Source organism: Enterobacter cloacae complex sp. P1B (assembly GCF_014982345.1).
GTDB classification, from domain to species: domain Bacteria; phylum Pseudomonadota; class Gammaproteobacteria; order Enterobacterales; family Enterobacteriaceae; genus Enterobacter; species Enterobacter bugandensis.
On sequence record NZ_JADCLF010000016.1, the window covers coordinates 377,941 to 390,332 of the forward strand.

At 52.8% G+C, this 12,392-nt stretch carries 12 protein-coding genes; all 12 read left to right on the forward strand.

The window, feature by feature from the left end; all coding sequences use genetic code 11:
• Positions 1–15 precede the first annotated feature (15 nt).
• On the forward strand, positions 16–2,646 hold the full coding sequence (gene mngB / locus INF77_RS20595; protein WP_193532016.1) for a mannosylglycerate hydrolase: 2,631 nt from the start codon (positions 16–18) through the stop codon (positions 2,644–2,646).
• 679 nt (positions 2,647–3,325) lie between these two features.
• The gene (cydA, locus tag INF77_RS20600) at positions 3,326–4,894 is read left to right on the forward strand and encodes a cytochrome ubiquinol oxidase subunit I (protein ID WP_045261075.1); all 1,569 of its coding nucleotides are present in this window, start codon (positions 3,326–3,328) and stop codon (positions 4,892–4,894) included.
• A 15-nt stretch (positions 4,895–4,909) separates the two neighbouring features.
• Positions 4,910–6,049: a cytochrome d ubiquinol oxidase subunit II gene (cydB, locus tag INF77_RS20605; RefSeq protein ID WP_028012386.1), complete on the forward strand. Its 1,140-nt coding sequence runs from the start codon at positions 4,910–4,912 to the stop codon at positions 6,047–6,049.
• 14 nt (positions 6,050–6,063) lie between these two features.
• Complete coding sequence (gene cydX, locus INF77_RS20610) at positions 6,064–6,177, forward strand: cytochrome bd-I oxidase subunit CydX (RefSeq protein WP_003858598.1); 114 nt, start codon at positions 6,064–6,066, stop codon at positions 6,175–6,177.
• The gene (gene ybgE / locus INF77_RS20615) at positions 6,177–6,467 is read left to right on the forward strand and encodes a cyd operon protein YbgE (protein WP_008501100.1); all 291 of its coding nucleotides are present in this window, start codon (positions 6,177–6,179) and stop codon (positions 6,465–6,467) included. The genes cydX and ybgE overlap by 1 nt, the downstream gene beginning before the upstream one ends.
• Positions 6,468–6,615: 148 nt before the next feature.
• Complete coding sequence (gene ybgC, locus INF77_RS20620) at positions 6,616–7,020, forward strand: tol-pal system-associated acyl-CoA thioesterase (protein WP_003858593.1); 405 nt, start codon at positions 6,616–6,618, stop codon at positions 7,018–7,020.
• Entirely contained in the window at positions 7,017–7,709 is a 693-nt protein-coding gene (tolQ, locus tag INF77_RS20625) for a Tol-Pal system protein TolQ (RefSeq protein ID WP_008501101.1), read from the forward strand. The genes ybgC and tolQ overlap by 4 nt, the downstream gene beginning before the upstream one ends.
• A 3-nt stretch (positions 7,710–7,712) precedes the next feature.
• Positions 7,713–8,141, forward strand: a complete 429-nt coding sequence (gene tolR / locus INF77_RS20630; protein ID WP_003858589.1) for a colicin uptake protein TolR — start codon at positions 7,713–7,715, stop codon at positions 8,139–8,141.
• Between the two features lie 28 nt (positions 8,142–8,169).
• Positions 8,170–9,423, forward strand: a complete 1,254-nt coding sequence (gene tolA / locus INF77_RS20635; RefSeq protein WP_193532015.1) for a cell envelope integrity protein TolA — start codon at positions 8,170–8,172, stop codon at positions 9,421–9,423.
• Positions 9,424–9,557: 134 nt separating this feature from the next.
• Entirely contained in the window at positions 9,558–10,850 is a 1,293-nt protein-coding gene (gene tolB / locus INF77_RS20640; RefSeq protein ID WP_013097529.1) for a Tol-Pal system beta propeller repeat protein TolB, read from the forward strand.
• A 35-nt stretch (positions 10,851–10,885) separates the two neighbouring features.
• Entirely contained in the window at positions 10,886–11,407 is a 522-nt protein-coding gene (gene pal, locus INF77_RS20645; protein ID WP_003858578.1) for a peptidoglycan-associated lipoprotein Pal, read from the forward strand.
• 9 nt (positions 11,408–11,416) lie between these two features.
• Positions 11,417–12,211, forward strand: a complete 795-nt coding sequence (cpoB, locus tag INF77_RS20650; RefSeq protein WP_028012389.1) for a cell division protein CpoB — start codon at positions 11,417–11,419, stop codon at positions 12,209–12,211.
• Positions 12,212–12,392 lie beyond the last annotated feature (181 nt).

Sequence of the window (12,392 nt, forward strand, 5' to 3'; positions counted from 1 at the left end):
AAACAGGAAACGAAGATGAAAGCTGTATCTCGCGTTCATATCACGCCGCATATGCACTGGGACCGTGAGTGGTACTTCACCACTGAAGAGTCGCGCATTCTTCTGGTCAATAATATGGAAGAGATCCTGACCCGCCTGGAGCAGGACGACGAGTATAAATATTACGTCCTTGATGGCCAGACGGCGGTGCTGGAAGATTATTTTGCCGTCGTGCCCGAAAACCGCGCGCGGGTAAAGGCGCTTGTGGAGCGCGGAAAACTGATTATCGGCCCCTGGTATACCCAGACCGATACCACGATTGTCAGCGGCGAGTCGATTGTCCGCAATCTGATGTACGGCATCCGAGACTGTATGGCGTTCGGCGAGCCGATGAAGATCGGCTATCTGCCGGATTCGTTTGGTATGTCCGGCCAGCTTCCGCATATCTATAACGGATTTGGCATTACCCGGACGATGTTCTGGCGCGGCTGCTCGGAACGACACGGGACCGATAAAACCGAATTTCTCTGGCAGAGCCAGGACGGCAGTGAAGTCACGGCGCAGGTGCTGCCGCTGGGCTACGCGATTGGTAAGTACTTACCGGAGGACGAAGCCGGGCTGCGAAAACGGCTCGACAGCTATTTCGACGTTCTGGAAAAGGCCTCCGTCACCAAAGAGATTTTGCTGCCCAACGGTCACGATCAGATGCCGCTGCAGCAGAACATTTTCTCCGTGATGGATAAGCTGCGTGAAATCTATCCGCAGCGTCAATTTGTAATGAGCCGCTTTGAAGAAGTGTTTGACCACATTGAGGCACGCCGCGATGAACTGGCGACCCTGAAAGGGGAGTTTATCGACGGGAAATACATGCGCGTGCACCGGACAATCGGCTCCACGCGCATGGATATCAAAATTGCCCATGCGCGTATTGAGAACAAACTTGTCAACATCCTCGAACCGCTGGCAACGCTTGCATGGACGCTGGGCTTCGATTATCACCACGGCCTGCTGGAGAAGATGTGGAAAGAGATCCTTAAAAACCACGCTCACGACAGCATCGGCTGCTGCTGCAGCGACAAGGTGCATCGTGAGATTGTCTCTCGTTTTGAACTGGCTGAAGACATGGCAGATAACCTGGTGCGTTTCTATATGCGCAAGATTGTCGACAACATGCCGCAAAGCGACGCCGACAAACTGGTGATGTTCAACCTGATGCCCTGGCCGCGTGAAGAGGTGATGAACACCACGATTCGACTGCGCGCCAGCCAGTTCCGTCTGTTGGATGATAAAGGAAACGAGATCCCGTATTTCATTCGCAGCGCGCGCGAGCTGGACCCAGGTCTCATTGACCGGCAGATTGTCCATTACGGTAATTATGAGCCGTTTATGGAGTTTGATATTCAGCTCAGCCAGATACTGCCGTCGATGGGCTACCGTACGCTGTTTATCGAGCCAAACGTGGCCGGGAAGGTGGTCTCTCCGGTGATAAACACCGAATCCTTGCTCGAAAACGCCTTCTGGCAGATTGATTTAAATAACGACGGTATGCTGCGCCTGCGCGACAAAGAAACCGGGCTGATTTATGACCGGGTGCTGGAAATCGAAGAGAGTTCGGATGATGGCGATGAGTACGACTACTCGCCTTCGCGGGAAGAGTGGAGACTCACTTCAGTGCAGGGCGAGCATCAGGTCGAGGTTATACACGAAGGCTGGCAGAGCAGGGCGGTGATTCGCCAACAGATCGCGGTACCGGCTAATCTGGCCGAACGCGCGGCGCGTCAGCGAAGCGGGTCTCTCGGCGCTGAGTTTGAAATCACGCTTAGCCACCACAGCAGGCGTATTGATGTGGCGGTGCGTCTGGATAATCAGGCTGACGACCACCGCGTTCGCGTGCTGATCCCTACGCCGTTTACAACCCAGGGCGTGTTAGCGGATACGCAGTTTGGCACCCTCACTCGTCCGGTGCAGGACGCGGCGATGGAAAACTGGAAGGAGGAGGGGTGGAAAGAAGCGCCGGTTCCCGTCTGGAATTTACTCAACTATGCCGTCCTGCAGGAAAAACGAAACGGGCTTGCGCTGTTCACCGAAGGACTACGCGAGTTTGAAGTAGTAGGCGAGGATAAAAAAGCCTTTGCCCTGACCCTGCTGCGCGGCGTGGGGTTACTCGGCAAAGAAGATTTGCTGTTGCGCCCCGGTAGGCCTTCAGGAATCAAAATGCCTGTTCCTGACTCCCAGGTGCGCGGTTCGTTAAGCTGTCGCTTTAGCCTCTTCAGCTTCAGTGGAACGCCGGAAAACGCGGGCGTCGCGCAGCAGGCTAAATCGTGGTTAACGCCGGTGCAGTGCTATAACAAAATTCCCTGGGACGCGATGAAGCTCAATCGCTCGTCGTTTACCACGCCGGAAAGTTACAGCCTGCTGGCGCTTTCGCCCACGGGATGCGTGCTCAGTACGCTCAAAAAGGCTGAAGATCGAGACGAGCTCATTCTTCGTCTGTTCAACCCTTCCGAGTCCAGCGCATGTGACGCGACCTTATCCGTGGATCCGACCGTGAAACGGTGCTGCGAAACGGACATGAATGAAAGGATAATAGACAATCGTGAAGAAGAGGGCATCGTCGGGGCGTTCAGACCGGGACAGTCACGAACCTTCAGCATTCTTCTTGCCTGAAAACCGCTGACACGATCAAAAGGCCGCAGAGTTTGCGGCCTTTTTCATTAAATAGTCACGTTTCGGTGTTAACTTCCGGGATAATAAAAGTAAATTAAATGTAATTTCTAAGGATTGCAAAAACAGAATGGAAAAATAAACTGGCCCAGCTACGCTTATTGTTTGTCCCGCTTCGACAGGGCATTTTTCTCTCGCGTTAATTAAAATCACTTCTGTTTATATTTTTTTTGGTCTTCGATAACCAATCGCATCTTTGCATGCACATATCATTAACATGGTTTTTACCATTCTCACCGCAGCTAAACATGATTAACATCAAGACTGGTTTTTGATTTAAATCAAGGTTTAATGCTTGGAAAAAGATGACGAAAAGCGCTAAATTGTCCCCGATCAAAATGGCCGAAAAGTGGTAATTTTGCTATAAATTGATCGCCGTCGAAAAACGTAAATGTGATTCAATAAAAACCTGTTTATTGTAAGGGTTTTGCAGCGTATTATATTTGCGGGATCAATTTGAGTTTTTTATTAACCTATTTGTAACCTGTCGTCATCGTTTTTATCCTTCTCCAGGGTAATAACGACGACCAGGATGCGAATAATTTGTATTGGGGCATGCGTGTGAATCTCTTTCTGACGGGGTTCACTCTCGGAGTCTTCATGCGATGAGCAAGGAGTCATAATGTTAGACGTAGTCGAACTGTCGCGCTTACAGTTTGCCTTGACCGCGATGTACCACTTCCTGTTTGTGCCGCTGACGCTCGGTATGGCGTTCCTGCTGGCAATTATGGAAACGGTTTACGTCCTCTCCGGCAAACAGATTTATAAAGATATGACCAAGTTCTGGGGCAAGTTGTTCGGTATCAACTTCGCGCTGGGCGTGGCAACCGGTTTGACCATGGAGTTCCAGTTCGGGACTAACTGGTCTTACTATTCCCACTATGTAGGGGATATCTTCGGTGCGCCGCTGGCCATTGAAGGCCTGATGGCCTTCTTCCTCGAATCCACCTTTGTAGGTCTGTTCTTCTTCGGTTGGGACCGTCTGGGTAAAGTCCAGCACATGGCCGTAACCTGGCTGGTGGCATTAGGTTCGAACCTGTCCGCGCTGTGGATCCTTGTGGCGAACGGCTGGATGCAGAACCCGATCGCGTCTGACTTCAACTTCGAAACCATGCGTATGGAGATGGTCAGCTTTGCCGAGCTGGTCCTGAACCCGGTTGCTCAGGTTAAATTTGTTCACACCGTGGCATCTGGCTACGTGTGCGGCGCGATGTTCGTGTTGGGTATCAGCTCCTACTATATGCTGCGCGGTCGTGACTTCGCGTTTGCCAAGCGCTCCTTTGCTATCGCTGCAAGCTTCGGTATGGCTGCAATCCTCTCCGTTATCGTTCTGGGTGATGAATCCGGTTACGAAATGGGTGACGTGCAGAAAACCAAACTGGCCGCTATCGAAGCCGAATGGGAAACCCAACCGGCACCTGCTGCCTTTACGCTGTTCGGTATTCCCGATCAGGACGCGCAGGAAAACCGCTTCGCCATCCAAATTCCTTACGCGCTGGGTATCATCGCAACCCGTTCTGTCGATAAGCAGGTAACGGGTCTGAAGGAGCTGATGGTTCAGCACGAAGAGCGTATCCGTAACGGTATGAAGGCTTACTCGCTGCTGGAACAGCTGCGTGCCGGCTCTACCGATCAGGCCGTTCGCGATCAATTTAACGACGTGAAGAAAGACCTGGGCTACGGTTTGTTGCTGAAACGTTATACCCCGAACGTTTCTGATGCGACGGAAGCACAGATTCAGATGGCGACCAAAGACTCGATTCCACGCGTTGCGCCACTGTACTTCGCATTCCGTATCATGGTGGGCTGCGGCATCATCATGCTGCTGATCATTGCGGCGTCCTTCTGGTCCGTGATTCGTAACCGCATCGGCGAGAAAAAATGGCTGCTGCGCACCGCGCTGTACGGTATTCCACTGCCGTGGATCGCGATTGAATCCGGCTGGTTTGTAGCGGAGTATGGCCGCCAGCCATGGGCGATTGGTGAGGTGCTGCCAACGGCGGTCGCGAACTCTTCCCTGACGGCAGGCGACCTCATCTTCTCCATGCTGCTAATCTGTGGTCTGTACACCCTGTTCCTGGTGGCTGAACTGTTCCTGATGTTCAAGTTCGCGCGCCTTGGCCCAAGCAGCCTGAAAACCGGTCGCTATCACTACGAGCAGTCCACTGCGACTACTCAGCCGGCACGCTAAGACAGGAGTCATCAAATGATCGATTATGAAGTATTGCGTTTTATCTGGTGGCTGCTGGTTGGCGTTCTGCTGATCGGTTTCGCCGTCACGGATGGTTTCGACATGGGGGTGGGGATGCTCACCCGTTTCCTCGGTCGTAATGACACCGAGCGTCGAATCATGATTAACTCCATCGCCCCTCACTGGGACGGTAACCAGGTGTGGCTGATCACCGCAGGCGGCGCGCTGTTCGCTGCCTGGCCGATGGTCTACGCGGCTGCGTTCTCCGGCTTCTATGTGGCGATGATTCTGGTGCTAGCCTCTTTATTCTTCCGTCCGGTCGGTTTCGACTACCGTTCCAAGATTGAAGATACCCGCTGGCGCAACATGTGGGACTGGGGCATCTTCATTGGTAGCTTCGTTCCACCGCTGGTGATTGGTGTGGCATTCGGTAACCTGCTGCAGGGCGTACCGTTCCACCTCGATGAATACATGCGTCTTTACTACACCGGTAACTTCTTCCAGTTGCTGAATCCGTTTGGCCTGCTGGCCGGTGTGGTGAGCGTGGCGATGATCATCACTCAGGGCGCAACTTACCTGCAGATGCGTACTGTGGGTGAACTGCACCTGCGTTCCCGTGCTACTGCTCAGGTGGCGGCACTGGTGACGCTGGTTTGCTTCGCTCTGGCAGGCGTGTGGGTGGTGTACGGTATTGATGGCTACGTGGTGACGTCTGCGATTAACCACTCGGCACCGTCTAACCCGCTGACCAAAGAAGTGGCGCGTCAGGCTGGTGCATGGCTGGTGAACTTCAACAATACCCCTGCGCTGTGGGCGATCCCGGCTCTGGGCGTGCTGCTGCCGCTGCTGACCGTGCTGACGTCTCGTCTGGAGAAAGGTGCTCTGGCATTCGTGTTCTCTTCACTGACGCTGGCATGCATCATCCTGACGGCGGGTATTGCCATGTTCCCATTCGTCATGCCATCCAGCACCATGCTGAATGCTAGCCTGACCATGTGGGATGCAACCTCCAGCCATATGACGCTGAACTTAATGACTTACGTTGCTTGCGTGTTCGTTCCGATTGTTCTGGCATACACCATCTGGTGTTACTGGAAAATGTTCGGTCGTATCACCAAAGAACATATCGAAAGCAACACCCACTCTATGTACTAAGTAAGGAGCTGAATATGTGGTATTTCGCATGGATTTTAGGGACGCTTCTTGCCTGTGCTTTTGGTGTCATCACTGCCCTGGCGCTTGAGCACGTCGAAGCGACCAAAGCGGGTGAAGAAAAACACTGATGAATATTATCGCGAAGCTTTACGCGGTAATGGATAAGCGCCCGTTAAGGGCGCTTTCTTTAGTGATGGCATTACTGCTGGCAGGCTGTATCTTCTGGGACCCGTCGCGCTTTGCGGCAAAGACCAGCGAGCTTGAGATTTGGCACGGCTTCCTCATCATGTGGGCAGTGTGTGCCGGGGTGATCCACGGCGTGGGCTTTCGTCCGAAAGCCGTTCACTGGCAGGGAATTTTTTGCCCGCTGATTGCCGATCTGGTGCTTCTCGCCGGTTTGATTTTCTTCTTCTTCTGAATAAGAAATGTCCGTTAACGTTATGGGCTTACCCGAGCCCATAAAAATTTACTCTCCGTTTACTTTCCCCCATTCCAAACCATCTTTCCCGCGCGTATAGTAGCGAAGTTTAAAAGCTCTAACTTTTGTTGCATTACTGGGATGTAAAGTGAATACAACGCTGTTTCGATGGCCGGTTCGTGTCTATTACGAAGATACCGATGCCGGTGGTGTGGTTTACCACGCCAGCTACGTTGCTTTTTATGAACGGGCACGCACAGAGATGCTGCGCCATCATCACTTTAGTCAACAGGTGCTGTTGGCTGAGCGAGTTGCCTTCGTGGTACGCAAGATGACGCTTGAGTATTTTGCGCCTGCCAGACTCGACGATATGCTCGAAGTCCAAACTGAAATTACATCAATGCGCGGAACCTCACTGGTTTTCACGCAGCGGATAGTCAACGCAGAGAACACCGTACTGAACTCAGCTGAAGTACTGATTGTTTGTGTTGATCCAACCATAATGAAGCCTCGTGCGCTTCCTAAGTCTATTGTCGCGGAGTTTAAGCAGTGACTGACATGAATATCCTTGATTTGTTCCTGAAGGCAAGCCTTCTGGTTAAACTTATCATGTTGATTTTGATTGGTTTTTCAATCGCATCCTGGGCCATCATTATCCAGAGAACGCGTATCCTCAATGCAGCTGGCCGTGAAGCGGAAGCATTTGAAGATAAGTTCTGGTCGGGTATTGAACTTTCTCGCCTGTATCAGGAGAGCCAGGGACGCCGTGAAAACCTGACCGGCTCCGAACAAATTTTCTATAGCGGATTCAAAGAGTTCGCTCGTCTGCATCGGGCAAACAATCATGCGCCGGAAGCCGTCGTGGAAGGGGCATCGCGTGCGATGCGTATCTCCATGAACCGCGAGCTGGAAAATCTTGAAACGCACATTCCTTTCCTCGGCACCGTGGGTTCTATCAGCCCGTATATCGGTCTGTTTGGTACCGTGTGGGGGATCATGCACGCCTTTATCGCGCTGGGCGCGGTGAAGCAGGCGACGTTGCAGATGGTTGCACCGGGTATCGCTGAAGCACTGATTGCGACCGCTATCGGTCTGTTTGCGGCAATTCCGGCGGTAATGGCTTACAACCGTCTGAACCAGCGCGTGAACAAACTGGAACTGAACTACGACAACTTTATGGAAGAGTTCACTGCGATTCTGCACCGTCAGGCGTTTACCAGCACCGAGAGCAACAAGGGGTAAACCATGGCCAGATCGCGTGGACGAGGTCGTCGCGAGCTCAAGTCCGAAATCAATATCGTGCCACTGCTGGACGTTCTGCTGGTACTGCTACTGATCTTCATGGCAACAGCGCCCATCATTACCCAGAGTGTGGAAGTCGATCTGCCGGATGCGACAGAATCACAGGCGGTGAGCACCAATGACGATCCTCCGGTCATCATTGAAGTTTCCGGCGTAGGGCAGTACAGCGTGGTGGTAGAGAAAGATCGTATGGATCAGCTGCCACCTGAGCAGGTTATTGCCGAAGCGCAGCGTCGCCTGGAGTCAAATCCGAAAACGGTCTTCTTAATCGGTGGCGCGAAAGACGTACCCTACGATGAAATTATTAAAGCGCTGAACTTGCTACATAGTGCGGGTGTTAAGTCAGTTGGCTTAATGACTCAACCTATTTGATCATCCGCGTAGTTTTTGGGAACCGATAGTGTCAAAGGCAACCGAACAGAACGACAAGCTTAAGCGAGCGATAATCGTCTCCGCAGTGCTGCACGTTATTCTTTTTGCAGCGCTGATCTGGAGTTCGTTCGACGAGCATATTGATGCATCAGCAGGCGGCGGTGGAGGGTCTTCCATTGACGCCGTAATGGTGGATCCCGGTGCGGTAGTGCAAAACTATAATCGCGAACAACAGCAGAAGGCGAGTGCCAAACGGGCTGAAGAGCAGCGTGAAAAACAGGCGCAACAGCAGGCGGAAGAGCTGCGTGAAAAGCAGGCCGCCGAGCAGGAGCGTTTGAAGCAGCTTGAGAAAGAACGTTTGCAGGCGCAGGAAGCCGCGAAAGCGCAGGCGGAACATCAGAAGCAAGCCGAAGAGGCCGCGAAGAAAGCGCAGGAACAGCAAAAGCAGGCGGAAGAGGCGGCAGCAAAAGCCGCAGCGGATGCCAAAGCGCAGGCTGATGCCCAGGCAAAATTAGCGGCAGAAGCGGCGAAGAAAGCGGCTGCCGATGCCCAGAAGAAAGCTGAGGCCGAAGCCGCGAAGAAAGCCGCTGCGGATGCTCAGAAGAAAGCCGAGGTGGAAGCCGCGAAGAAAGCCGCTGCTGATGCACAGAAGAAAGCTGAAGCCGAAGCCGCGAAGAAAGCCGCTCAGGACGCAGAGAAGAAAGCGGCTGCCGAGGCTGCGAAGAAAGCCGCTGCGGCTGAGAAGGCTGCTGCAGAAAAAGCTGCCGCCGCTGAAAAAGCCGCTGCTGATAAAAAAGCTGCAGCTGAGAAGGCCGCTGCCGATAAGAAAGCAGCTGCTGAAAAAGCGGCTGCTAAAAAGGCTGCTGCCGCTGAGAAAGCCGCGGCCGCCGCAGGGGTTGACGATCTGCTGGGGGATTTAAGCTCCGGTAAGAATGCACCGAAAACGGGCGGTGGCGCGAAAGGAAACAACGCAGCGCCGACCGGAAGTGGTAACACTAAGAGTAACGGTGCGACAGGGGCTGAAATCAACGGCTATGCCGCGCAGATTAAATCGGCGATTGAAAGCCGGTTCTACGATGCGTCTTCCTATGCCGGTAAAACGTGTACGCTGCGTATAAAACTGGCTCCGGACGGCATGCTGCTTGATATTAAGTCTGAAGGTGGCGACCCGGCTTTATGTACTGCGGCTCTGGCTGCAGCGCGTCAGGCGAAGATGCCTAAACCGCCTTCTCAGGCAGTCTACGAAGTCTTCAAAAATGCGCCGCTGGACTTCAAACCTTAAGTTACATTTTCCCCGTGCAAACGGGGAAAAATAGACCAGGTTTAGTCACAGGGTTCGGGTAGTTTTGTCTATTTGAGTTTGTTAACATTCTGCTAAATTATCGTGGGTAAGGTTACCCGGATAAGGGAGATATGATGAAGCAGGCATTACGTGTAGCATTTAGTTTTTTAATGCTGTGGGCAGCAGTCCTGCACGCAGAAGTACGTATCGAGATCACCCAGGGGGTGGACTCGGCACGCCCAATCGGTGTTGTTCCGTTCCAGTGGGCCGGTCCTGGCGCTGCACCTGAAGATGCCGGTGGCATCGTGGCGGCTGACCTGCGTAACAGCGGTAAATTCAACCCGTTAGATCGTTCTCGTCTGCCGCAGCAGCCGGGCAGTGCGCAGGAAGTCCAGCCTGCTGCATGGTCTGCGCTGGGTATCGATGCCGTGGTGGTGGGGCAGGTTACGCCTAACCCGGACGGTTCTTACAACGTGGCCTGGCAGCTGGTAGATACCGGCGGTGCACCGGGTACCGTTCTGGCACAGAACTCTTACAAGGTCACTAAACAGTACCTGCGCTACGCGGCACACGCGGCCAGCGACGCGGTATTCGAAAAGCTGACCGGTATTAAAGGTGCGTTCCGTACCCGTATCGCATATGTGGTACAGACCAACGGCGGTCAGTTCCCGTACGAGCTGCGCGTCTCTGACTACGACGGTTACAACCAGTTCCTGGTGAAACGCTCTTCACAGCCGCTAATGTCTCCAGCCTGGTCTCCGGACGGTTCTAAGCTGGCCTACGTGACCTTCGAAAGTGGTCGTTCTGCGCTGGTTATCCAGACGCTGGCTAACGGTGCGGTGCGTCAGGTAGCGTCGTTCCCACGTCACAATGGTGCGCCTTCCTTCTCTCCAGATGGGTCTAAACTGGCGTTTGCGCTGTCTAAAACCGGTAGCCTGAACCTGTACGTGATGGACATTGGCTCCGGCCAGATCCGTCAGGTGACCGACGGTCGCAGCAACAATACTGAACCATCATGGTTCCCGGACAGCCAAAACCTGGCGTTTACCTCTGACCAGGCAGGCCGTCCACAAATCTATAAAGTGAACATTAACGGCGGTGCTCCGCAGCGTATCACCTGGGAAGGTTCTCAGAACCAGAACGCAGACGTGAGCAGCGACGGTAAATTCATGGTAATGGTCAGCTCCAACGGTGGGCAGCAGCACATTGCCAAACAAGATCTGGTAGCGGGTGGCGTTCAAGTTCTGTCGTCAACGTTCCTGGATGAAACGCCAAGTCTGGCACCTAACGGCACTATGGTAATCTACAGCTCTTCTCAGGGGATGGGATCTGTGCTGAATCTGGTTTCTACAGATGGGCGTTTCAAAGCGCGTATTCCGGCAACTGATGGACAGGTAAAATCACCTGCCTGGTCGCCGTATCTGTAAATAATAATTAATTGATTACTAAAGGAATCATAGAAATGCAACTGAACAAAGTGCTGAAGGGGCTGATGATCGCTCTGCCTGTAATGGCAATCGCAGCGTGTTCTTCTAACAAGAACGCCAGCAATGACCAGAGCGGCGAAGGCATGATGGGTGCCGGTACCGGTATGGACGCGAACGGCAATGGCAACATGTCTTCTGAAGAGCAAGCGCGTCTTCAGATGCAGCAGCTGCAGCAGAACAACATCGTTTACTTCGATCTGGATAAATACGACATCCGTTCTGACTTCGCTGCGATGCTGGATGCTCACGCTAACTTCCTGCGTAGTAACCCATCTTACAAAGTCACCGTAGAAGGTCACGCGGACGAACGTGGTACTCCAGAGTACAACATCTCCCTGGGTGAACGTCGTGCTAACGCCGTTAAGATGTACCTGCAGGGTAAAGGCGTTTCTGCTGACCAGATCTCCATCGTTTCTTACGGTAAAGAAAAACCTGCAGTACTGGGTCACGACGAAGCGGCTTACTCCAAAAACCGTCGTGCCGTACTGGTTTACTAAGAGAATTGCATGAGCAGTAACTTCAGACATCATCTGTTGAGTCTGTCGTTACTGGTTGGAATAGCGGCCCCCTGGGCCGCTTTTGCTCAGGCACCAATCAGTAGTGTCGGCTCAGGCTCGGTAGAAGACCGGGTCACTCAGCTCGAGCGTATTTCTAACGCTCACAGTCAGCTTTTAACCCAACTCCAGCAGCAACTTTCCGATAACCAAAACGATATTGACTCTCTCCGCGGTCAGATTCAGGAAAGTCAGTATCAGCTTAACCAGGTTGTGGAACGTCAGAAGCAAATTTTATTGCAGATAGATAGCCTCAGCAGCGGCGGTGCAGCAGCACAACCCGCAGCGGGCGATCAAAGCGGCGCGGCAACCTCAGCGCCTGCGCCGTCTGCTGATGCTTCAGCCTCAACAGGAGCGCCTGTACAGAGCGGTGACGCGAATACGGATTACAATGCGGCCATTGCCCTGGTGCAGGATAAATCTCGTCAGGATGACGCGCTCGCTGCGTTTCAGAACTTTATCAAGAAATACCCTGACTCAACTTATCAGCCAAATGCGAATTACTGGCTCGGTCAGTTGAATTACAACAAGGGTAAAAAGGACGATGCGGCGTTTTATTTTGCCTCCGTGGTAAAAAATTACCCGAAATCGCCGAAAGCGCCAGATGCGATGTTTAAGGTTGGCGTGATCATGCAGGACAAAGGCGACACGGCGAAAGCCAAAGCGGTTTATCAGCAGGTGGTCGCAAAATTCCCGGGCACCGAAGGTGCTAAGCAGGCGCAAAAACGCCTGAATTCGATGGGATGATTATCGCATGACCAGAAATCGCGTTATTTCTGGTCGTGCAGCATGATTACTAAGCAGTTAAGTGATCTTCATCGAAATTTTTGTTGCGCTGAATTCTTAAATCAGTAATATATGCCGCCGTTGCCACGGGATATCAAACAACGTGAAAGCAGCATAAAAGTGGGTCGTTAGCTCAGTTGGT